The sequence below is a fragment of the Acaryochloris sp. CCMEE 5410 genome, assembly GCF_000238775.2.
Taxonomy (GTDB): domain Bacteria; phylum Cyanobacteriota; class Cyanobacteriia; order Thermosynechococcales; family Thermosynechococcaceae; genus Acaryochloris.
Genome location: NZ_AFEJ02000001.1, coordinates 276,201 through 299,762 on the forward strand (window position 1 = coordinate 276,201; position 23,562 = coordinate 299,762).

At 44.4% G+C, this 23,562-nt stretch carries 21 protein-coding genes; 7 read left to right on the top strand and 14 right to left on the bottom strand.

Going from position 1 to position 23,562, the window contains the following annotated elements; genetic code table 11:
* The first annotated feature begins 127 nt into the window (after positions 1-127).
* The 5 genes from ON05_RS01150 to ON05_RS01170 all read left to right on the top strand — a co-directional run bounded on the left by ON05_RS01150 (position 128) and on the right by ON05_RS01170 (position 6,600).
* Positions 128-1,324, top strand: coding sequence for a transaldolase (locus tag ON05_RS01150; RefSeq protein WP_010473139.1), 1,197 nt, complete (start codon positions 128-130; stop codon positions 1,322-1,324).
* A 539-nt stretch (positions 1,325-1,863) separates the two neighbouring features.
* Positions 1,864-2,802, top strand: coding sequence for a hypothetical protein (locus ON05_RS01155; protein ID WP_010473141.1), 939 nt, complete (start codon positions 1,864-1,866; stop codon positions 2,800-2,802).
* Positions 2,803-3,086: 284 nt separating this feature from the next.
* Positions 3,087-4,220 carry a bifunctional 2-polyprenyl-6-hydroxyphenol methylase/3-demethylubiquinol 3-O-methyltransferase UbiG gene (locus ON05_RS01160; RefSeq protein ID WP_010473143.1) on the top strand — a complete coding sequence of 378 codons (1,134 nt, stop codon included), beginning with the start codon at positions 3,087-3,089 and terminating at the stop codon, positions 4,218-4,220.
* Positions 4,221-4,483: 263 nt separating this feature from the next.
* Positions 4,484-5,947: an NAD(P)/FAD-dependent oxidoreductase gene (locus ON05_RS01165; protein WP_010473145.1), complete on the top strand. Its 1,464-nt coding sequence runs from the start codon at positions 4,484-4,486 to the stop codon at positions 5,945-5,947.
* A 188-nt stretch (positions 5,948-6,135) separates the two neighbouring features.
* Entirely contained in the window at positions 6,136-6,600 is a 465-nt protein-coding gene (locus ON05_RS01170) for a peroxiredoxin (protein WP_010473146.1), read from the top strand.
* Positions 6,601-6,651: 51 nt separating this feature from the next.
* Here ON05_RS01170 and ON05_RS01175 read toward each other — a convergent pair whose 3' ends face one another.
* The 4 genes from ON05_RS01175 to ON05_RS01190 form a co-directional block, all read right to left on the bottom strand.
* A complete protein-coding gene (locus ON05_RS01175) occupies positions 6,652-7,239 on the bottom strand; it encodes a Crp/Fnr family transcriptional regulator (RefSeq protein WP_039779976.1) in 588 nt (195 codons plus the stop codon).
* Positions 7,240-7,270: 31 nt separating this feature from the next.
* Positions 7,271-8,017 carry an alpha/beta fold hydrolase gene (locus ON05_RS01180; protein ID WP_010473149.1) on the bottom strand — a complete coding sequence of 249 codons (747 nt, stop codon included), beginning with the start codon at positions 8,015-8,017 and terminating at the stop codon, positions 7,271-7,273.
* A gap of 86 nt (positions 8,018-8,103) precedes the next feature.
* Entirely contained in the window at positions 8,104-8,616 is a 513-nt protein-coding gene (gene fldA, locus ON05_RS01185) for a flavodoxin FldA (protein ID WP_010473151.1), read from the bottom strand.
* A gap of 131 nt (positions 8,617-8,747) precedes the next feature.
* Positions 8,748-9,872 (bottom strand): chlorophyll a/b binding light-harvesting protein, encoded by a 1,125-nt coding sequence (locus ON05_RS01190; protein ID WP_010473152.1) that lies wholly within the window; start codon positions 9,870-9,872, stop codon positions 8,748-8,750.
* A gap of 700 nt (positions 9,873-10,572) precedes the next feature.
* Here ON05_RS01190 and ON05_RS01195 point away from each other — a divergent pair.
* Positions 10,573-10,809 (top strand): hypothetical protein, encoded by a 237-nt coding sequence (locus tag ON05_RS01195; RefSeq protein WP_010473155.1) that lies wholly within the window; start codon positions 10,573-10,575, stop codon positions 10,807-10,809.
* Between the two features lie 466 nt (positions 10,810-11,275).
* A complete protein-coding gene (locus tag ON05_RS01200; RefSeq protein ID WP_010473156.1) occupies positions 11,276-11,842 on the top strand; it encodes a hypothetical protein in 567 nt (188 codons plus the stop codon).
* Positions 11,843-11,884: 42 nt separating this feature from the next.
* Here the strand turns inward: ON05_RS01200 and ON05_RS01205 are convergent, their stop codons facing one another.
* From ON05_RS01205 to ON05_RS01250, 10 genes are all read right to left on the bottom strand, one after another.
* A complete protein-coding gene (locus tag ON05_RS01205) occupies positions 11,885-12,823 on the bottom strand; it encodes a cytochrome b N-terminal domain-containing protein (protein WP_010473157.1) in 939 nt (312 codons plus the stop codon).
* A 1-nt stretch (position 12,824) separates the two neighbouring features.
* Positions 12,825-13,154 (bottom strand): PadR family transcriptional regulator, encoded by a 330-nt coding sequence (locus ON05_RS01210; RefSeq protein WP_010473158.1) that lies wholly within the window; start codon positions 13,152-13,154, stop codon positions 12,825-12,827.
* Between the two features lie 67 nt (positions 13,155-13,221).
* On the bottom strand, positions 13,222-13,638 hold the full coding sequence (locus ON05_RS01215) for a DUF3592 domain-containing protein (protein WP_010473159.1): 417 nt from the start codon (positions 13,636-13,638) through the stop codon (positions 13,222-13,224).
* 9 nt (positions 13,639-13,647) lie between these two features.
* Positions 13,648-18,438, bottom strand: coding sequence for a GAF domain-containing protein (locus ON05_RS01220; protein ID WP_262562128.1), 4,791 nt, complete (start codon positions 18,436-18,438; stop codon positions 13,648-13,650).
* A 10-nt stretch (positions 18,439-18,448) separates the two neighbouring features.
* Positions 18,449-18,991 (bottom strand): IS630 family transposase, encoded by a 543-nt coding sequence (locus tag ON05_RS01225; protein WP_262560991.1) that lies wholly within the window; start codon positions 18,989-18,991, stop codon positions 18,449-18,451.
* A 13-nt stretch (positions 18,992-19,004) separates the two neighbouring features.
* Positions 19,005-19,508 carry a winged helix-turn-helix domain-containing protein gene (locus ON05_RS01230; RefSeq protein WP_010482719.1) on the bottom strand — a complete coding sequence of 168 codons (504 nt, stop codon included), beginning with the start codon at positions 19,506-19,508 and terminating at the stop codon, positions 19,005-19,007.
* Positions 19,509-19,533: 25 nt separating this feature from the next.
* Positions 19,534-20,091: a CBS domain-containing protein gene (locus tag ON05_RS01235; protein WP_010472987.1), complete on the bottom strand. Its 558-nt coding sequence runs from the start codon at positions 20,089-20,091 to the stop codon at positions 19,534-19,536.
* A gap of 191 nt (positions 20,092-20,282) precedes the next feature.
* The gene (locus ON05_RS01240) at positions 20,283-21,371 is read right to left on the bottom strand and encodes an ISAs1 family transposase (protein ID WP_262561034.1); all 1,089 of its coding nucleotides are present in this window, start codon (positions 21,369-21,371) and stop codon (positions 20,283-20,285) included.
* Between the two features lie 577 nt (positions 21,372-21,948).
* The gene (locus ON05_RS01245; RefSeq protein WP_262561035.1) at positions 21,949-22,350 is read right to left on the bottom strand and encodes a hypothetical protein; all 402 of its coding nucleotides are present in this window, start codon (positions 22,348-22,350) and stop codon (positions 21,949-21,951) included.
* On the bottom strand, positions 22,347-22,754 hold the full coding sequence (locus ON05_RS01250) for a transposase (protein ID WP_262561036.1): 408 nt from the start codon (positions 22,752-22,754) through the stop codon (positions 22,347-22,349). Before ON05_RS01250 ends, ON05_RS01245 begins: the two co-directional genes overlap by 4 nt.
* Between the last annotated feature and the right edge of the window lie 808 nt (positions 22,755-23,562).

A 23,562-nucleotide genomic window follows, 5' to 3' on the forward strand; every position in this document is an offset into this window, starting at 1 on the left:
TGTAATAAGTTAAGTCTGTTATTCACAATGAGATCGGGGAACTAGAACCAATGCTTGCATGGCTCGAAGCCCTAGTTCTTCAACGCTACAGTGTAAAGGCATCACCCATTACTACAGGGAATCAGTCATGGCCAAAAGTGCACTAGACCAACTCAAAGCAGTTACAGTTGTTGTTGCTGACACTGGTGATATTCAAGCGATCGAGCAGTTTACCCCCCGTGATGCAACCACCAATCCATCTCTGATAACTGCAGCAGCACAAATGCCTGAATATCAAGAGATTGTCGATGAAACCTTGCTGCAAGCCAAAGCAGATGCAGGTTCAGGTGCAACTCATGCAGACATTGCGTCCTTAGCCTTTGATCGCTTAGCAGTATCCTTTGGCAAAAAGATTTTAGAAATCGTTCCTCAGCGGGTCTCAACGGAAGTTGATGCGAGACTTTCCTACGATCAAGAGGCCACGATTGCCAAAGGACGTTACCTTATTTCTGAATATGAAAAAGCAGGAATTAACCGAGATCGCATCTTAATCAAAATCGCCTCCACATGGGAAGGGATTCAAGCTGCAGAAGTCTTGGAAAAAGAAGGCATCCACTGCAACCTGACGCTACTTTTTGGTCTCCACCAGGCCATCGCCTGTGCCGAAGCAGGGGTTACCTTAATCTCTCCTTTTGTCGGTCGGATTCTGGATTGGTATAAAAAAGAGACTGGCCAAGATTACACACCTTCTGACGATCCGGGGGTACAGTCTGTTACTCAGATATATAACTACTACAAAAAGTTCGGGTATACGACTGAAGTTATGGGTGCTAGCTTCCGCAATACTGGCGAGATCTTAGAATTAGCCGGATGTGATCTCCTCACCATTTCACCTAAGCTACTGGCACAGCTACAAGCCAGTACTGATAATGTGCCGCGAAAACTCGATCCCAGTAAGGCAGCAGGGATGGAGATAGAAAAGTTGGCCATCGATCAAGCAACCTTTATGCAGATGCATGCCAACGATCCCATGGCTTCCGAAAAATTAGAAGAAGGGATTAAGGGGTTTAGTAAAGCGCTGGAAACTTTAGAACAATTGCTAGTTAACCGATTGGTGCGACTAGAATCTGACGTTAAGGTTAGTACTGCAACCGCCGATATTTTTCACAGCTACGATCTAGATGGTGATGGTTGTATCACCCGGGAAGAATGGTTAGGAACAGATGCTGTATTTGATGCCCTAGACCAAGACCATGACGGCAAAATCACTCCTGCAGAAATGAGTTCAGGTTTGGGGGCTATTTTACAAATGGTACTCGAATCATCATCGGTCCAAATCGGATGATGTCTGATGAGCACAAAGATTGACATTGAATAGTATCCGGTACGGTATGAATTTAGCGATTGCTATCGTCTGAAGACTTTGGCATAAAAGTTGAGCTGTGAACCGCTATATCATTAACCCTTACGTTAGATAGCAGAAACAGAGTGTCAGTCCTGTTAGGTCTAGGATATAGGCTAGTAAGCAACAAAGATCTTGCATGCCATTACATACTCTTTGGCTGAGTAGGTGGACTACAGATGAAGCTTGAATGGGACTTTGGGACAACTATTTTAGATATAACCACTAAAACGTAAGCTCGATCACAATGCGAAAAAAGCAAAACGTGTACGGTTAAAGATGATTATTGAAAAGTCTCCCAGAAACCTTATCGCTAAATAAGAGCATAGGCATTCAGTGAGTAACCTCAGTGACTCAAATTGCCTGTCTTATTGATGAGGATTTATTGATGAGGATGGTTTTTTGCTGCCAAATTAATGAGAAAGAAATGGCATTGCACCCACCTATTTGACTGCCAATCACCACAAACAACTTAAATAGATATGAATAAGTTTTTACTTAAGCTTTTTAAGTTTGCTTCGCTCCAATTCCTCATACTCGCTGCAATTGCGTTCTACTACATTCAAACTCATGATCAGCTAGCACAAAAACAGTATTTAGCTGCAACAATCGACAAGCACGCTCTCCTCAAGCGGCAAGCCCAACCCAGAATTATCTTTGTGGGAGGGTCTAATGTTGCTTTTGGAATTAACTCTAACTATATCTCCAGTCAGCTTAACCATCAACCGGTCAATATGGGACTTCATGCTGCCCTCGGCCTTGAGTATACCCTGAATGAAGTTGAGCAGAAGTTGGCGTCGGGTGATGTCGTAGTTGTTTCCCTAGAATATGAGAATTTCTCTAATCATTTACCTGATATTCCAGAACGCCTGTTTAACACCATTGACAATCGATTTCAAAATATCAAGTTTGTTCCTTATTACTATGCTCCTGTGATGTTAGATAAAGGGCAACTCTATCTAGGCGGTGTAATTCGTAATGTCATTTCGACCTTTACTGGGACCTATGAACTAGATAAAACCTATAAACGGGTTAATTTTAATCCAGTTGGAGATATGACGGCGAATACAGGAACACCACGAGATATTTCGAAGATAAAGGGTACATTGGAAGTGACGAATAGTTCAATTCAAACGGCCTTAAGAATCATTCAGGAATTTGATCAAGTTGCGAAAGATAAGGGTGCACAAGTCTATTTCTCTTATCCACCACTGGCTGAAAATGTTTATAAGGATAATTCAGAGGCCATTGGTGAAATTAGTGCTGCCCTAAAGGATTCTTCTGAGCTTGATTTTATTGATACCTCTAAAGAGATGGCCTTACAGGTAAATTATTTCTTTGATAGTGAATACCATTTAAACCAGGCTGGCGCTTTATTTCGGGCTAAACATATTGTCAACCGATTATCAAAGAAGTTGTAGCAAAAGAAATACCTAGGTAACCTGAGTTCGGGATAAGCTGAAACCCTTATTCTTGCGTAGACTGAAACCTGCATTCTTTCGTAGAAGAATCTCAAAAATGGGCTTAACCCGAACTGGGGCTAGGTAGCAAATAGCTCTAATTTTTACATTGAATTCATCCAAATAAGTCAGACTATTTTTATCTCAACAATTAGATTTTACTTTGTGACCTAAGCCACTTCTTTATAACTTTCCGGTGCTTAGTATAAAACTTGAATCTTTAATTTACTGACAAGTTTTTGACTATGATATTAGCACCAGAACGGAAAATCATTTCTCCTAGATTTGAGTTTAATTCTGATAATCCTTATCAGCCTTCTGTTTCTGAAACCCAGAAAAATTACATAGACAAAATAAAATTAAATATTGCCAATAAGTCATATAATCTTCAGCATTCGGCCTGTCCTTGCGGAGCAGAATCATCAGAAGATATTCTCGTTTCTGAGATCGATAGATATGGCATTCCGCTAAAATCAGTCTTATGTAATCAATGCGGAACGGTAAGATTTGATCCGTATTTAGATGAAGCTAGCCTAGCTGATTTTTATACCAACATCTATCGAAAAATGTATGCCATGGATGTTGATGACTCGGCTGATTATGGAGATTATATTGCGAGCCAAAGCAGTTATTCTGAGAAACTCCTTCAATTCGCCGGTGACTCCTTAACACCAAAAAGCCGACTGTGTGAGGTTGGTTGTGGAGGAGGAGGTAGTGTTAAATTCATGCAGGAACGGGGATATGACGCCATTGGCTGTGATTACGATGTAGCAGCCTTGCAAGCGGGTCGCCACTATGGGGTTAAACATCTTTACTATGGCGACCTAAATTCCCTGCCAGAAGAGCAAAGAAAAGCGAAGTTTGATTTGATCTATCTACATCACGTTTTTGAACATCTTGATCAGCCACTTAATTTTCTGCAAGAGGCTCGTCAGTATCTCACCCCTAATGGGAAGATTGTCTTGATTGTGCCTGATATTAGCCGCATTGATCAGTTTGGGCATCTACCTGCTCTGGGTAATTTATTGATGTACCTACACATTGCCCATAAGTACAACTTTTCCATTGACGGATTGCATCGGATTGCAAATCAGGTCGACTTTGCGGTTGATAAGCTGGAACTTGGCAGCTCATCAAAATCTTCTTCACCCTGGTCAAGTTCTCCAGAGATTTGGATTCAGATTTCTCCAAACAGTACACAGGGAAATACCACTGTTCATCAAGAGTCCTCGTCTCGACCTTCTAGAATGCTGAACTACTTGTTGAGAACTGAAAAGCTCTTCAGGTTGGGGTTATGTCGGGGTCAAATTATCTATAAAATGTCAGCTCTCGCTTCCCCTAAGAAGCTAACAACTAAACTAAGACGGATAATGCCCTAGTGCTCTAATCTTTCGAGGACAGCTAGCATTATGACCAGTTCTAAATCAAGGAGGGGCTGCCCCGTTTTCAGGTGTAACGATTCTATGGAAAAGTATGGCTAGCTAATTGGAATTCATTAAAAAGTACTGCCTTTGAGTATTCACTGAATAACTGATCCATCCCCTCGATCAATGCAAGTTTCGTTTATTGCTGCCGGTACCTGTTACCCATAAGCTATAAGCAACTGAATTCTAAACTTGCAAATCATATCTGCTTGAGTGCTATGAGTGATGGCCCAGATTTCACTGCCCCACAGCATATTTATGATGTTTTGATTGTAGGGGCTGGCCCAGTTGGCTTAGCAACTGCGATCGCACTTCTAAAACGAGGCATCACGAATATTCTGGTCATCGATCAGACCCGTGAATTTCGCAGGGTGGGGCAAGTCGTTGATTTACTCCCCAATGGCTTACGAGCCATCAAATATATTGACCCAAATGCTTACGAGCAAATCAAAGCATCCCAGCTTGGCGTGAGTAAACCTTCTAGTTCTTCGGTCTCTCAATCTCAGCCAGCCCCTGCAACACAACGGTGGTGCAAAAGAAATCTACAGGGAGACATTTTGCGCTCGTTTCCCATGGATTTTCAAAGTTGGTTTGACCGCTATGGAGAAGGACGGGTCTCCTTGTCCTGGTTTAATTTACAAACTGAATTGAGAAATCTACTCCCCGCAGAAAAGGTCCTAGCCAATCATCGTTGTGTTCACATTGAGGACAGTCCTGACTGGGTGCGCGTAGATTCGACCTCGGATGCAGCGACGCCCATAAATCCTTTTGCCCATTGGGAAATATTGCGTTCTGGCTCAGAACCTTCTACTACGCCTGAAACCAATCAAGCATCCATCAGTAGCCGATTTTATGCCAAGTTAGTCGTTGCTGCAGATGGAATCAACTCAACGATACGCCAAGTGCTTTATAGAAATAAAGGGTTAGAAGAATGGGCAAAACCGCAATATTCTGGTTTCGCCACGATCAGTTGCTTTAAGTGTGACAATTTACCAGATTCCATACTCGACACTTTAGAGACTCGATATTTGCAAGGAGCAAAGGTCGTTACCCTTAAGAGTGATTCAGCTCAATTTGATACTCCAGAACAAGAACAGACCCGTGTAAGTTTGATCCGAATTTCTGATACAGCAATAGGCTATGCCATTACCAGTACAGTTAAATTGGATGTATTGCACAAGAGTTCACCTGCAGAAGTTCTCGAGTTAGGGCTGAAAATTTTAAGAGATGCTGATTTTCTACCTATTTTCTCTGAAATTGTGAGGGCATCAGCCCCTGAAACAGTTTATTATCGCCCCTATTTTATACATCCAATCGCAGGTCTAAAGGATGTGCAGTCGATTTGGAGTCATGGACGGTCAGTTCTCGTCGGTGATGCAGCCCATGGAATGCCTCCGTTTATGGCCCAAGGGGCTAATCAAGGGCTGGAAGATGCAGCTGTGGTTGGCACCTATATCGTTCAGCTGATTCAGAATAACGAGTTGGATGATAGAACTGCAATCTCAAATGCATTTCACCAATATGAGCACATTCGTAGACCTTTGGTAGAACAAGTCCAATCTGGAGTTCAATCTGGAAGGATGAACTGTAACCAATGGTCTCAACAACAGTGGTATGACTTTAATGAAATTCTTCATCGGCGCGAATATCCATCCACCACTACCCTAGGAAAACTGAGATAGAAGATGGAATGGAGCTTTACCTGCAGGCTATGACTCATCTGAAAAACCAGATTGGGTAAGACAGAAACTATGCCAATTGTATGGAACAGAGAACCAATTACGGGCACCCTCTAGGTCTCCATAATTGGGATGAGATTTCTCTGATAGCATTGGGAGAAGGACAGAAATCTCACCCTTAAACCAAATCAATGGCAATCAAAGTTGGTAATTCAGTTCCCGATGTAACTCTCCAAACCCCGACAGGAGAAACCGTTAGCCTTAAAAGCTTCCTAGGGGAAAAGATTGTTGTCCTCTATTTTTATCCCAAAGATGATACCCCTGGCTGTACGAAAGAGGCCTGCGGTTTTCGGGATAGTTATACCGTTTTTCAAGATGCGGGGGCAGAGGTGATTGGCGTCAGTAACGACACTCCAAATTCCCATCAACAGTTTGCCAATAAGTACCAACTCCCCTTTACCTTATTGAGCGATGGAGCCAATCAAGCCCGTAAGGCCTTTGGGGTTCCCTCTACATTAGGACTATTACCTGGCCGAGTGACCTATGTGATTGATACAGACGGCGTAGTTCGTCATATTTTTAATTCGCAGTTGAACTTCCAGGGCCATATTGATGAGTCCCTCAAGATAGTCCAATCTCTGACGAAAGATGCTTGACTACAATCGCTACTGGCAAGCAAACCTAAATTAGAAGCCTTGCCATGGGAGTTAGGATGGCTTCAACAGTACAAATTGACGTCGGCGAGACCATGATAGAACGCCCTGTTGCTCCAAGTCACCTATTAAGCGAGTGGCTGTAACTCTCGTGACATTAGCGGTTTCTGCTAACTCTTGATGGGTGATGGGCAACGTTGTGCAGGTTCCTGCTGGGGTTACATAGCCAAAACGATGGGCCAACCATTGAAGCAAGCTTAATAACCGATCGTCTGCTCGTTTAATACTAATGATTTTTAGCAGAATGGTGAGTTGTTGGGCATGACTGAGAATTGCTTCAGGATTATTCCATTGATTAGAGACTTGAGACGTTGCTTCAACGGTTCCTAAGGCCTGGATCATATAAGGTGTAACGTTTGACAGGGATTGGCCGACGATATCTCCAGTTCCCCAAATTCCCAAGGTGGTGATATTGCCATTGGAATCCCAGGTATAGGTTCGCACAAGCCCTCGCGTAATTTTCCACAATTCTTGCGATTCAGAGGGTAAAAAGGCTCGATCTGAGAAGAAGGACGATTGCAAACCACTAGATTGAGAGTGCATGAACGAAGAAAAAGGAGCGGTAGATAGTGAAGAAACCATCAGACAACCAAAGTAAAAAACTGATGCTGAATTAAACGGAGCAAACATCCCAAGTTTCAGATGGAAGGGGAGGCTCTGATTTGATTTGCCAAAAGTCCAGAATTTGTTCTGCGATAGGCTGTGGATGAAAACAGTGGAAAAAGTGGTAACCGCTCTTGCATTGCCATATGCGATCGCATCCTTTCATCCAACGCTGCCATTCCTTCAAAGCCTGGCTATCGACAACAGGATCATTTTTACAGCCACAAACAAATAGGGGCATTGATACACCGCTGGGAGGCAAACTGTAGCGTTGAAGCAGGGAATGAGGCGAAGGAGAAACCATCATTTCCTTTTCCAATAGCCGACTGAGATAGCAAGTTACGGTTGAATTTTGTTCACCAAATAGATCGGGAATCAGCTGAGCTAAAATTTGACGGCGATTGCTAGGTACAAACTGCAGATGAAAATAATAGTGGGCCATCCAATCTAGGGTGGCTGATGCGCCCACCCCCAGTATGGTGAGGGACCGAACATTCTGTGGGCATTGACGCGCATACAATAGGCTCACTAACCCGCCTGTACCATGCCCCATTAAATGGATAGGATGGTCAAAATTTTGGATATATTCATGTAGGAGATCTACTGCTGTACTCAGGGAACTGGGTTCATCCGCAGTTTGTTGGTACTGCCACTGAGCAATCGTTTTGTGTTTGCTCAATCGATCCAGTAAGGGTTGGTCAAAACGTTTGAGATAGGGACTAGTCGTTGTCCAGACAGCATCAATGGAGTGAGTCATGTATTTCGTCGCAAATGGAGTAAGGAAGAATTCAAAAAATGGGAGATGAAGGGCCAGGAATAAGCCCTGACCCGGCTTTTGGAACCCTATATTCCGAATTCTGTTTTAACTTGGGCAACCCAAGCTTCAATGCGTTCATCAGAGAGTTCAGACTGGTTATCTTCATCCAGTGCCAAACCACAAAATTTTCCGCCTCTGTCTGCCTTAGAACCATCAAATTCATACCCATCCGTTGACCAATAGCCAACGGTTTGGCCGCCCTTTTCAGAGATTTTTGCCTCAATCATGCCGATGGCATCCATATAGTTATCGGCATAGCCCACTTGATCACCGGTACCAAAATAGGCCACTTTCTTGCCGGAAAAATCAATGCTGTCTAGGTTAGGGAAAAATGCGTCCCAATCACTTTGCAGTTCACCGATATCCCAAGTCGGACAACCAATCAACAAGAAGTTGTAACTGGAAAAGTCATCGTTTTCAGCATCTGGGATTTCGATCAGAGTAACAATATCTTCCCCGCCAAAGGCTTCCTGGATTTTTTCAGCCACTTCTGCTGTTTTACCAGTGGTTGTGCCATAGAACATTCCGATTTGTGTCATATCTACTCCAAAGGATTACTACTAAAAAACTAAGTTTCGTTAAGATGAAAGTGGCAAGAGCGTGAAGCGCCCAGGTTGTTCACGCTCTTACCGTGGCGCTCTTATTCAACAGAGTTGAATAGGGAAAAAACCTACTTATCTGCGGTCGCCTGTGCAGGTGGGGCAGTCGCCGGAACAGGTGCCATAGCATTCTTCGATTGCGCTGGTTTGGCAGAGGTCACTGGTTCATCGTAGGTCAAAGAATTGAGGAACTTCTCAACGGATTTAAAGTCAAAGCCAAGCCCCCTCAAGGCATGCCAAAGATGACCTTGGAGGAAATAGAACGCCAAGATATAGGTTGCATTAGATAGCCAACAACGGGCGGAATGGATACCGTAGGGAAGTACTGCCGTATCAGCAAAATAGGGAGTAAAGCCAAATTTAATTTGTAAGGCCGGTCCGTAAAATTCTTCTGGCCACACATAGGTATTCACTGAACACCAATAGGCAGAGAGAAAACCGAAGAAAGCCACTGCTCCCAAGGAATAGGATAATATTGCTTCTCCATTGACAGGGACGCGCTTCTTAGCCCAAGGAAGCATGGGAACAAGCAAGTGAAAAATCCCACCGACAATATCTAGGACAGCAATAAAAATATGGCCCCCAACGATATCTTCCAAATTATCTACGCTGTCGAAATGAGTTTGATAACCAAAAATCACAGAGGGGCTGAGGGTTGGATTCGTAACTAGGCGAACCTCTTGTAGGTCAGGATCGTAGAGCCCTCCCCAAAACATGGCCCAACCCACAAATAAGAGCGCATATAGGCCCAGGATGAGAAGATGATGCCCTAATATCCGCCCCAATTGAGTAGGGTTGTCCCACTCGAAGTGATAGGTACGAGCTGCACCTGAGGCGTCGCTGAGATCAAGCGGCGCTTTCAGGATATGAAACAACGCGCCAGCACCCAGAACGGCCCCAGCGATAATGTGGACCATACCCACTGCTACCAGTTGTTGTGGATCATTTAAAATTCCACCAGACCCAAAACCAATGCCTTCAGCAGCCAGGTGAGGCAGGAGCACAAGTCCCTGATCCCACATGGGAGATTCAGTGGAATACCGACCCAGTTCAAATAACGTAAAACCACCAGCCCAAACCGAAATTAAGCCAGCATGACCTGCATGGGCAGCAATAAATAATCCTGAAGAATTCGCTACACGGGAGTTACCCGCCCACCAGCCATAGGCAACTTCAGGGTTACCGTAGTTTTGCATAGGAAAGTCTCCTTCCTTTTTGAATGTCCATATTCATCGCTCTGTTATGAGCATTGCGAAAGATTTTAAGTAAAGGCCAGAGGTTGAAGGAACCAACCTCTGACATATATGTGAGGGCTGTGCTAACAAAAGGAATGCCGTTTCCGACGGATGTTTTTTTAGCTAGCGTTTTGGTACAACGTCTTCTTGCTATCCAGTCCTAGGGTAGGTTTGAAAGGAAGATTGTTGGGTTTAGAGCTTTATTGAGAATTAAAGTCAATAAAGCTCTTCCGCTATTTAAGCAGGCATTGCCAATAATGGCAATAAGCTTAGGGCTTTTTTAAAAAATTTTTTCTCTGGATTGACGATGAAAGAATGAGTAAGCCTTTCATTTGAGCAGCTTGTCACTATCCATATTGTAGATAGTGGTAAGCTTTAAGTAAGCCGCTCAAAGCAATATCAATTAAATCTAATTGAGAAAATATCTATAAAATTTGATCTTCCAAGGTCTATATTGAGGGTCTAATCGGAAACCTCTAGGTCGACATCATGTATGAAACCCTGCTAAAACACCTATATATCAGCTGTTTCATCCCTCGAATGCTTAAAGTCAATCTGAAAAAAACCTGAAGTTTTGGGCAATCATTTTTCTTTTTAATGAGAGTTGATGTGAATAAACGGTAGGATGATTCCAGCTCTGTTGAAAATTTAAGTGACTACAATGAAACGTTCCAAATCAGTTGAGTTATTTCTTGCCTTAGGTTTATCGGCTACCCTTTTTGCCTGTGATGGTGGCACAACAAATGGTGAAGGTGGTGAACAAGAAAGCCCCAGCCCAGCTGTAGAAAGCCCTGCAGATGATGGTGGCGAAGGCGGAGAAGATGGTTCCACCGATGATGGTGGAGAAGGTGGAGAAGATGGTTCATCTGATGATGGTGGAGAAGGTGGAGAGGGATAAGCGTCCTCTGTCTTCATGGTTTTAATAAGGTTTCATTCCTAATTGACAATACTGGAATTTCCCCCTCATTCTCATTACTCCTGTTGGGTTTCGAAAATGAGGGGGATTTACTGTGTTCACAATGATAGTGAGGATATTTGCTGCTAATGCGTGTAGAAATTCTCTCTACGATGGTGATCTTGTGAATGATAAAGATGGATTGGATTGTTGCTTCTCTTGGATATTTAATCCACTACCATCGAGAGTTGTTTGATTAAGAATCAGTGAATTCGTTATGGGCCATGCTATTTGTTTTTGCCAGCATCTGGCTTTAAGCTCTAACTGAGAAACGATAAAGGTGTCAGTATATGGGGTACTTTCCCTGGTAATTCTCCAATCCCCCTCTGTTGTCCTGCATTCCGTAACAATATTCACTTATGAGAATGAAATTTGTTACTTTGGGGAAGAGTATTCTGTAGGCTAAGCCATGACGATTGGCCCCACCCTAATCCAAAACTCTCACAAAATTGGTGAGCGTTTGTGTGCTTCAGATCTGATTACGCCCCATCAGCTAGAGACTGCCCTTTATGAGCAGCGGCTGTATGAAATGATGCGCTTGGGTGAAATTCTGACACTCCATGGGTGGGTTCAACAACAAACGGCTGACTTTTTTGGCGATCAGTGGCCCTACCCAGATACTCAAGCAGAGCCAGTTCCCATTGGTAGCTATTTTCGTCGGGCTGGACTGATTGATCGAAACATGGTCGATGCTATCTTGGCAGCTCAGAAAAAGACAGGGTTACGGTTTGGAGCCCTTGCCGTTCTGAATGGCTATATTCGACAAGCCACCTTGGATTTTTTCGTTGAGCAGTTTTATCCAGAGCATATTGGGGAACCCCCCTACATGATTATTGATCCGGATAGTCTCACGGATGTGAGCGTCAATCCGTTTATTCAGTTTGACCCCAATGAAGGAATGCCTTCGACTTCAGAGGCTAATCTGGCCAATGAATCCCCCCCCACGCCTGATAATGGAGTGCATTGGCTTGATTAATGGGATTCCTTTTGGGCGTAGACTATTGGGTTTTTAAAACAACTAAACGGTGCTGGTATCTTCTGAAGAACACCAGCTCCCAGGAGCAATTTGAGCCCAAGATTTTTCTTGGAAGATATGGGCTGCGAGATGAACAATAGACAAAAGCAGGGCTGCGATCGCAAGTACGTAGCTGTGCAAAGTATACATATGCTGCAGCGTTAGGGTATTGATAGCGCTCCCACCGGCTAAGACCTCCCTGAGAAATGAGCCTGCAGGTAAGGATCCAATAATGCTGAGCTCAATCTTGAATCGCCAGAACCCGACCTGGTCCCAATTGAGAATAATGGCGGTCCAGCTAAGACTTATTGTTGCTAGGGCTAGGCAAATACCGCTAATCCAGGCCGTTAACCAATATCTCATAAACTGTCGCCCCAAAAACATAACAACAATTTGGACTAAAGCCAGAACTATGAGGCCATTCCCAGCAATGTTGTGCAGGCTGAGAATCAGATTGCCGTTGGTAATTTGATATGCGATCGCATACAACGATGCATGAGCACCAATCGCTGTCGGTTGATAATAGAACGCCAGCATGACACCCGTAAGCGCTGCTAGACCACATAGGGTTAATTCCGCCACGGCTAAAAGCGTCGCTATCCTTTGCAGAATAAAATAGGTGCTATTAATTTGTAGAGATTGGGTTGCGTTCTCGGTCTGGCCCAAGTCAAGAGCCTTATCCCTATCACCTTGCCGAGTCGATAGCTGGTTTCGGCTTTGAACCAAAGTCTTACATCCAGCCATAGCTACAATGTAGATGGCAAAATACAGCAATCGCCATCTGAATATCAGACTGGCAAGTCCCTTGGAATAGCGTTGTTGCAGTTGCTCCCGAGAAGAGACAATGGCTCTCAACCAGTCCTGATACTCTTGCCATACTTGAGGAAACTGACGAGCAAACCGTCCTGTTTTGCCTGCAAGCTCTAAGTCCTTCTCATTCATATCATGCCCCTTCTGTTTCAGGTATCCAGGCTGCTACCCCAGCTAATAGTTCTTGTTTAAGATCTAATGCTCTAATGCCTACATCAGTAATCCGGTAATACTTCCGTCTTGCCCTACTATGCTCTTCTGGAGACTCATCTCCCCATTCCGACTGGACGAGTCCTTTATGCTCTAATTTCTTCAAATTGGGATAGAGGGAATTAAAACCAATCTGCTTTCCCCCACTATTTTCAATAGCAGCTAGAATCTCAAGACCATAACGTCTATGTAATCGTAAGGCCGCTAAGATGACCTCCTGATTAGGTGTCAAACGTAAGTTGAGTTCTGACATATTGGACCTAAGTAGTCTGGGTTACTATATTCAAAAATAGCACTATATTCATAAAATAGATATAGTGCTATTCCATATCGGAAGCATGGCGATGATGGTTTCTATCTAAAGGATCCATCCATAATCCAGCTAACCCCAGGCCACAAAAACCCAGCCCTCCTAAGCCTGCTGCGATCCACACTATCTGCAGTAGGGAATAGCCTCGTTCCACCACAACGTCTGATGGGTTGTTGGGATTGTAATAGACCTGCACAGAATCTCCCTTTTTTAATTGGTTTACAATCCCAGCCATATCTCCATCTCCTGCTTTATAAGAGTTGCGATGGGACGTATAAGACTTTCCATTGACCCAATATCGATATTTAAATTTGTAGTTGAGATGAGTTTTAGAATCTCCACTCGGTGTCCGAATTGTTTCCGATTGTTCAACGAGAGCTGTTGTGAATGTCCAGCTTTCTGACTGATGTCCTTTCTGAAGGTACATTCAGAGGGCTTATTCAGTAGAGTCTTGAGGGGGTTCAGTAGAGTCTTGGAGGAGCGGGGAAAGGAGAGGATGAGTCACCGCTAAAATTTCGTCATAACGAAACTCATGCACTAGATGCCTAAGGGCTTCTTGTAAGGGTTGATTGGTCTCATCAAGCTCATCCAGGAGAAGTTCAACCATGTGTTGGTCGAGGTTGTTGGTCGCTTGATGTAATTGAACTAGCCAAGAGCGAGGCATTTGAGCGAGCTGCTCCACATTGAGGGTGGGAATCGTTGATTTGAGCAGTTCCTTCTCTTGATACTGATACTGCACTTCTAAATGAAGGGCCATTTTCTCGAAAATACTGGCTTCTCGATAGGGTTTATGGACAAAGTCATCACACCCTGCTTGTAGTGCCAAGTCACGATCTTCATCAAAGGCATTAGCGGTTAAGGCAATGACCACTGGGGGTGTCTCCAGCTGCTTGATCAAACGAGTCGCGCTCAGACCATCTAAAACAGGTAACCGCAAATCCATCCAAACTAAATGGGGTTGCCATGATTGGCACAGTGCAATGGCTACTTCACCATTCTCGGCAGCCTTCACGGTAAAACCTACGGTTTCCAGTAAGGTTACCAACAGCTCACGACTATCGACATTGTCTTCTACCACTAAAATTCGATAGTGAGGTTGTCCCGGTAAGAGTTGCATGACCTGACGATGGGAACCAAGTTGCTTTTGCTGCAGGACAGTTTCAACCACGATATTAAACGTGAACGTTGTTCCCTGATTATGGATACTGTGGGCAGTAAGATTACCTCCCATGATCTGTACAAACTGCCGACTAATGGCTAAGCCTAAACCCGTCCCTTCTTGGGATTGACGCCCGGTTTCTGTCTGAGCAAACGGTTCAAATAACAACTTAAGTTCTTCTGGGGCAATGCCTGACCCGGTATCTGAAACCGTAAACCGGATGTCTAATAATGGAGGAACTCCAGAACCCTCTGGGGTATCTAAGGTATTAGACTCTAGGCATAACTGGACATGACCACTGGTCGTAAATTTAATGGCATTACTCAATAAGTTCATTAATACCTGACGGAGTTTGCCTGGATCAGTCCGAATGTAGTGAGGGGAGTTAGGTCCACGATCAAATATCAGTTTTAGACCTTTTTTCTCTGCTTTAAGGCCAAGCATATTTTCCACGGTATCTAGAAGCAACGGTAGATCTACAATTTGGGAACGTAGAGAAGACCGTCCTGCCTCAATTTTGGACATGGTGAGAACATCGTTGATTAAGGCCAGCAGATGTTCACCACTGCGATTAATAATTTCGAGCTGCTCTTGCTGATAGTTTGGGGTGCTGGGGTCGCGACTAATCAACTGGCTAAAACCAAGGATGGCATTTAAGGGTGTCCTCAGTTCATGGCTCATATTTGCCAGAAAAATACTTTTGGCTCGATTAGCCTGTTCTGCTTTCTTTTGAGCTGTTTCGGCTTCCTGTTTAGCCTTTGCTAATTGCTGATTATTGAAGGTCAATTCTTGACTTCGAACGGATAAAACATGACGTTGGTGTTGCTCTTTCAGCAAGAGTTCCGCTTGATAGAGGGCAATACCAAGCTGATTCGCAATCTTTTGCACAAATTCTATTTCATCAGGCTGCCAAGACCGTGGCCCTGAACATTGATGGATACAGAGTAATCCCCACAAATTATCTCCCTGAAGGAGAGGCAAAACCAAGTTGGCACGAATATGGAACAGGTCCAAAATCTCAATATGGCACTCACTGAGGCCAGCATCATAGATATCGGCAACAGCTTGAAAGCGACCGTTCTGATACTGAGTTGCATATTCATCACCAAAGCATTGGTCTCGAACTTGTGCTGTGAGGGCAGACGGAAACTCTGGGAGTACTTCTTCCGCAACCATCATGCCTTGAGAGTAGCCAGCATCCTCAATAAACCGATAGATGCAGACGCGATCTACAGCCAGTAATTTCCTTACCTGGGTCACAGCAGTGCGAAAAATTAACTGGGGTTCTAGACTTTGTCGAATTTGCCGAACAATTTGCTCTAATAGTTCAGCTTTTTCGAGTTGCTTGGCTAAAGCCCTTTCCGCCTGATTTCGATTAACGATCTCTTCTTGAAGACGATGATTCTGAAGATTCAAACTCTGACGCTGCTTCTGTTCATCCGCTAATAAATCAGCATGGGCAACGGCAATCCCTAGCTGAGCCGCAACTGCTCCCAATAGAGAGATTTCATCTTTGGTCCAATTCCGTCGGCGCTCGCATTGGTCGAGGAAAATAATGCCATTCGGATGATGTTTAAAAGCCGTTCTAACGCTGAGATAAGCCCCAATTCTAAGGGAAGTTGATAACAGTTCTTTCTCTGATGTTGAAAGGCTAGGCTCTTGCCAAATATCAGACACAGCATGTACTCGATCATTCGCAAGTAACTTTATGAGACGAGGATGATCTGAGGTGGGAAGAGGATCAGAAAGAGCGGCTTCCCATTCGGGGTGTGCATAGGCTTGGGCGGAGAGAATGAGTTGTGAATTAGGCTGGTCCGAGTAGGTAAAAAATGAACATCGGCTCACTTGGAATAGATCACGAAGCTGATTTACGGCTGACTTTAAAAGGACATCAAGATCGAGACTTCGACGAATTTGGTTGGTAATCTCCGATAAGACCTGTTCTCGTTGGAGCTGCTGTTGCAGCTCGGTTTCGACCTGAATTCGCTCTGTGATGTCTTCCGAGGTTCCCAAAAGACCCACGACTTGCCCTTTAAGGTTATGAAGGGGGACTTTATTGGTATCCAACCAAGTTTTGGTCCCGTCGGCCCGTAGGTGAGTTTCAAGCACATGGAATTGAGGTTGCTTGGAGTTCATGACCTCTAGATCAGAGAGCCGATGCCATTCAGCTTCTTCCGATGACCAAGGCATTTCTTGATCCGTTTTGCCAATAATATCTTCTGCAGTGTTAAAACCTGCTTCTTGGGCAAAAGCTTGATTACACCCTAAATAGCGAGAGGCCTTGTCCTTCCAAAAGATTGCCTGGGGAATAGAATCCATCACGAGTTTGAGAAGGGTCTGTGTTTGTTGCTTCTCTTCGATTTCAGTTTGCAGCTGTTGGTTCTTTTGGGAGAGTTGTGCTCGCTGTTGGAGTTCTTGGGCCAGTAAGTTGGCATGAGCTAGAGCAATGCCAACTTCTGTGGCGACTGCAGCAAGTAAGTCTACTTCCTCAGGAGTCCAATCCCGGCTGCGATCGCATTGGCTAATCGTAATCGCTCCATTCACATCACCTTGATAAGACGTACGAATACTAACCATGGATTGAATGGACAGTGCGTTAACCATTGGTAAGCAGTTGGCCAATAATGGATCAGATTGAACCTGGGGGCTGACAATGGCTTCTGATTGGCTTACCAGTCGTCGTGCATACTCATGGTCGGCCAAGCGGACAATCTCTGGACCACGGTCAGGATAATCCGCTTCATAGTCATGAAATATCAAAGAAAAATGAGGTTCATCCGTAGCACTATAGATATAAATGTTGCATCGACTCGCTTTGAGAGCACGACGAATTTCTACCACTGCCGTTTCAAAAACATGCAGGCTATCCAAACTTTCGTGAACCTTCTGAGCGATTTTTCCCAACAGTTGTGATCGCTGTAACTCTTGAGCTAAAGCCCGATCGCTTTGTTGACGTTCTACTAACTCTTGCTGCAACTGTATGGCTAAATCAGCTTGTTGAACTGCAACCGCAAATTGATTGGCCACTTGCTGCAGAAATAATGCTTCATCTGGCTGCCACACCCGATGGTATTCACAGGCATGAACAACCAACAGCCCCCACAATCGGCTGTGGCCATGATCTTGGGACTGTACAATAGGGGACACAATTTTAGATTTGACTTGAGCTGGCAGCCAGAATTGCTTTAGGCATTGACTCCAGTCATCTTGGTCCATATCCAAAACGATTCGAGGTTGTCTGTGGAGATAAAATTCATAATATTCAGGTGGGAAATCTTGATCTTCCCCGTCTAACTCTTCCATTGCAGGATAGTTCGGGAGAACAGATTCCTCGAGAATGATGCCGCCACCCCCTGGCATCAAGCGAAATAGCAAGGCTCGATCAGCACCAACAGCCTGACGGACTTGATGGACAACAATAGACTGTAGTTCCTTGAGATCTGTGGTGCGATGGATCTCTTGGGTGATGAGTCGGAGGAGTCGTTCCTTCTTAATTTGTTGGCTTAATTCTGCTTCCGCTTGCTCCTTATGCTTAAGTTCCTGTTGAAGTCGCTGATTCTGCTGTTTTAAGAGTTGAACTTGATCGTTGGCATGGTTAATATCTTCTAGCGACTGTTGGGTCTTTGTGCCATAACTTTGGCCCTGCAATAGGTCAACTTTTTCTAGCCTTAACTGCTTAACCTGCCCTTGCAGAGCTTCTGATAAAGCGTTCGTCGCCAATGGATCGAATAAATGGAGCAGATCATCTTGATTGACAATCCCCAAAATTTGATTTGAATCAACCACCACCATCCGGCGAATGTGGTGGTGACGCATTTGTTGATACACCGACCACAGACTATCTCTAGGATCGACAGAAAATAGTGGGCTACTCATCACTTGCTCAACGAAGGTGGTAGTCGTTGGAATCCCTAAGATTTGTAGTTGCAAGATATCTCGTTCAGTGATGATGCCAATGGGTTGTGTCATTTGCTGTTTCTGACAAGTAACCACTGCACAACTCGTATGGTGAGCATGCATTTGACAGGCAACTTCTAATACCAAATCCGACTCATTAACCCCCGAAATATCTTATCTGTCAAGCTGGCCACCAATGGTAGTGAGTGAGAGCTTGAATGTCTGATTGCATTGTCATTAAAGTTCGACAGCGCTGCTCGAGCACATCTTCCAACTCATCCAGGGTCTCAAAGCATCGATTGGCCAGTGGTTCATCCGCTAGCCGCCACAACCGTTCAGCGGGCTGTAGCTCTGGAGAATAGGGGGGTAAAACCTTCAGATGAATGCCTTTAGGTACCACCAGATTTTTACAGGTATGCCATCCGGCTCCATCGAGAACGAGAAGAATCTGTTTGTGCTTTCCCGCTCCAACTTGCTGAGCAAAGCTTTGTAGGGCTTGATTAAACCATTCTCCATTGACCCGAGGCAGAATGAACCATTCGGTATTGCCAGTTGCGGGATGAACGAATCCATACAGATAGGTCCATTCATAGCGATGGTCCACCTCAGCAATTGGACGCTGACCCACAGGCGCCCAAATCTTTCGAATAATGGGTTTAAGGCCTAAACGATGTTCATCCAAGGACCAAACTTCGACCTGAGCATTAGGGTAGCGTCGCTCCAATTCTGCTTTGTACTTAGGCAGTTTTTTTAAAAGCGGCTTGGGCCTCTGGTTCACCTTTACGGTGGTGAGGACGTGGGCATTGCAGGGACTGCTCCAATCGCTTGAGATAGTCCCAACCGCGTTGGGGCCAAACCTTATCGACTCCTGTCATCTGAGCGATGACCTGGGCTACTTTGGGGCCGTTCCATAGACCACCGTCGGCGGGTGGGGTTTGTAGACGAGTCAACAATTGTGCACATTGGTCTTGAGTCAGAAGACTGCGAGATTGATGAGGTCGCTTATCTTTGCGTCGGTTGCGTAACCCATGGGCGCCATTGTGGTTATACTCCCTGACGATTTCTCGAGCGTAATCGTAGTTGAGACCGACCACTTGGGCTGCTTGAGTTAGCGTTGTTTGCTCACTGACGAGCCACAGCAGATGCCAGCGGCGCGATTCTACTGGGTCTTGGCTGGCTCGATAATGAGACTTCAGCTCGTCAGGCGAAAAATGAGGTTCTAGATACAGTTTTCTTGGCATTCTTTAATTATGCATTATATCGGAGTTATATAAATCGGATTTGGTATAAGATTGACATGGAGGGGGCTGCACAAACCACCTCAGTAGACATCACTGCCTGCACAGACCATAGTTGCAAAAAGTTGGTTGCTTCAATTGCCTGACAAAGGCTGTCCAAAGTAACGATTCCCAACACTTTTTGCTGGGAAGTCACCACAGGTAAATGCTGTACCTTCGCCCTCCTCATTAAAAATAATGGGGCAGAAATATCTTGGCACTGTTCTGGAGAAATTGTGACTGGCAAGTCACGAAGGACATCCCCAATGTAGGCATGGGCAAGATCTTGTCCCTCCACCATCAATTGAACTAGATCTCGTTCAGTAAAAACCCCTGCCAGCCGTCCTGATGAATGGGTAACGATGGCACAGCTCGCTTGAAGCAAGGATTCCTTTGGGTCTATGGGAAATGCACAGGCTGCCCCATAAAGCTGGCTCATCTGCTTCAAGACCGACATCACAGGAGTATCGACAGTCACGGTTAGTGGCTGGGGGTTAATGATGCTGGTGGATACGGGTTGCCAAGTTACAGGCCAGCGCGATCCCATAGTCAGCTTCTTCCTGAAGGGGGCGTCAAGGTTGATCGTAAGAGTCCATCACCCATGGTAGTGATGCACTGTCCCTAGCATTCCCCAGACTGAATAAAAACATCAGAAAAAAGAACTTGATTTTAGACAAGAAGAAAATGTATTCGACCAAATGAGAAAGGAACAGAAGCACCATGGAGAACAGGGCTGTTTTAAGTTAGCAGCGAAAAAATAATATCGACCCGATTAGCAAGCTTAGTCATCGCGGTTTTGAGGGATTGATAGTCGTTTAGCCGCAGGATATTAATCCCAATAGTTCTAAGCACTGACCAATTGAGCAGTGCTTGTTCATCTTCGAGTCGATAATCATCTTCGCCAAAAACAACATCCTTCGGCCAATGCAACCGATTTTCAATGCCCCAATGTTCTCGGACCAGAGATTGCCAATGCTGGGGTGAGGTGGCAGCTGAACTGATGTAATAGGCCGTATTGTGATACTCCTTTCCTTTGCGAGTACCCCATCGTTGGACACAAAGTACAGAGCGAATTGCTGTCCATTCTTGTAGGGCTATGCCGACAGGCTCATAAACCTGTATACACCGATGTTCATCTCGTCCTCTACTTTGGGCGGAGTGGATGTGCTCAGCCATGGGTTTAAGACACTCAAAGTAAGTCTGGAGGTGGTCGTAAAGTCTTCCCTGGTTGGATTTGACCGCCACGAGATAGTCATTACCCGAGGCCACAATCTTCTCAAGTGTTTTTTGGGCGTGTAAGGCATCCATGGTAATCAGTAAGCCATCGAGTTGAAGGGTTTCCAACAGTGCCTGCACGACTTTGATTTCGCTATTATCCTCCTGAGTGAGGGCTTCGAGCTTGAGGGTGATGCCTGCTTCCACCGCAAATAAACTCACCAAGCCCACAAAACGCTGCTTCCCCTTGGCATCTGTCAGCCCCTGACGAATCCGTTTGCCATCAATGGAGGCTGCATAATTATCGGGAGAGTGAGTCTGGGCTTTCGAGAGCATCCATGCTTCAAATTGGTGGCTCAACGCGTGGAAGTCAAGCCCCTTCATCACTCGACGAAAGGTACAGTGAGACGGAACTTCGAGGCTCTCAAGCCCCAATAGCTCACTTAAAGGCTGGCGATAATCGCTCACAAAGGTTTCTAACGGACGGTACCCTTGATATCCAGCAAGCATGCCCATCACCATCAATAGCAACAGCAGCCATAACGGATGAATACGGCCATGGGCACTGCGGAAATCCGGGACTTGCTTCAAAGTATCGATTAGATGGCTCATCGGTCTCTCTACTGTTGGTCAGTAGAACCATCCTATTTTTTCTAGGAGTAACGTAAAACAACCCTGCCATGGAGAAATAGAAAATTAATTCACTGTTGAAGCTCAGCCACCAACATTGCTCTGAGCAGACAAGAAGGCTGCTGAACGAGATATACTGCCAACGGCTGAGGGCTTAACATTTCAGATTGAGCTATAACTCTCTCTACCAAGGAATTTGAAGCTCATCTAAAAAGTAAACTTTCAACTCGTTCGGAGTATAAGAGGATGTTGACTTATAATTTATTTAACTATACTCACTATCAACTCATTTTGAGTTTTTAACCAGCTAACCTAAAATATTGACTTTTAAATCTAATATGAACAACTGAGAAAGTAGAAACTAGCAATTGAATCGCTTTACTTTGAGAATTCTCCCTATTATTCCATTTTATAGGCATGAAAAAATCGGTCACTGTATTAGAGACCTCTGGAATGATTAGATTTCAAATCGATCCTAACCTTGGCAAAAATGCCGAAGATTGATCATCGTATATGCCAAGCTTTTCAAGGCATAGTGCAGTTTGCTGATCCGTTTGAATCACAGCAACAAGCGCTTGAATTTATCCTCCCAGGCAAAGACTCGCTCAATGGTATTGAATCTTTCTTGGAAGATGGATGAATCGAACAGCCTTTTTGGACCTGGCTTTGGCGTCTTTCTCCCACGTAGATTTTTATTGATATTCGGCACCATACCCCGATTAAAAATGGCCTTGCGATTCTCACGACTATCGTACACGCCATCCAAGCTGACGACAGTCCCAATCAAGTCTATGCCTACTGTTCGGGCCGTACTCATCACTTGCGTCAGTGCCGTTTTGAATAGAGGTGACTCGTTCCGGTTACCTGGGGCACTCACAAATGGAGAGATGATATTGCAGTTGCGATGACCGAAGGTCGGTCTTCGACCATCACAGAAAGCAACCACTTTGTCACCCTTCATGTGCTTGTGTCCACTAAATCCCAGATTGTCGCCCCCTTTTTTGGCTGCAGTGGTCGTCCCATCCCCATGAATAACGCTGGCATCCAACTTCCCTTTTCATTAAGCATTGAGACTGACGCTTTGAAAATGTCTTCAAAACACCCATGGGTTTCATAGCGTCGAAAGGCTCGATAAACACTGGAGTGGTGAATTTCCGGTCGCCCATTTTTGTCCTTTTCAATGGGTAACTCACTCCACTGACATCCCAAGTGCAGCAACTTCAAAATGTAGTTGAAGATGGCATGCAAAGAGAGCTTTGGTTGAGGTCCCCGAGTGCCGATGTGCAAATGGGGTAAGACAAATGTCTCAAACTGCTCAAGGGTTAAGAATGTTGGAATCCATTTATGGGACTTAGTTTGAGGCATCTGCACTCCTCACGAACGGTAAACTAAATGACTGGCGTCATTTTAGTCTGTAACGATGAAAGGCTATGCAGGGAATGGGGGTTAGCTGATCTGAACCATGGAATAAAACCCGAAATGAGTTGTAAATATTGGTAAGCCCCCGGCAGAGCCGGGGGCTTACCAATATTTAGTTAGTATGAATAAAATATTTTACCATCTAAACCAAATAATTCCGCTGTTGAAACCTCTACATAACTATCACTTACTCTAAAGTTGCTATCGAGTAAGTGAACCGTTTGAGTATGCTGTTGTTTGCAAGTTTTAAAAGAACAAATGTTCGATGATTTTTGTGCCATTTCAACTAAACCAAGTTGATTGTTTAATGATCTAATTCTAATGATATTTTATTCATTCTTTTTGTATTTTAATGTTAGATATAATGGCTAAATATTTATATTTAAAAGTCTAGTCTTTTCTTAGGTCATTGAGCTGTAAGAGTTCTTGTAAGGTTTTCCCATCATGATAGATGTTGAATCTTCGCTAGAAAGAAGTAGTTGATAATTGAGCTAAAGACGATGGTTGTGAACTCTTTCAGGAGTGATATCTATAAGATAACTCAAAATATCATCATTATTTATATAGGTGAAAATCATCACTCTGCCAAATGACAATCTTTCGATTATTAAAAAAGCCTATATGTTGCAGGTTGACCATTAACCCTTACTCCATTTCAACTTCGATCACCATCACAGGTTCCATCAATTATACTCCGAACGAGTTGAAAGTTTACTTTTTAGATGAGCTTCAAATTCCTTGGTAGAGAGAGTTA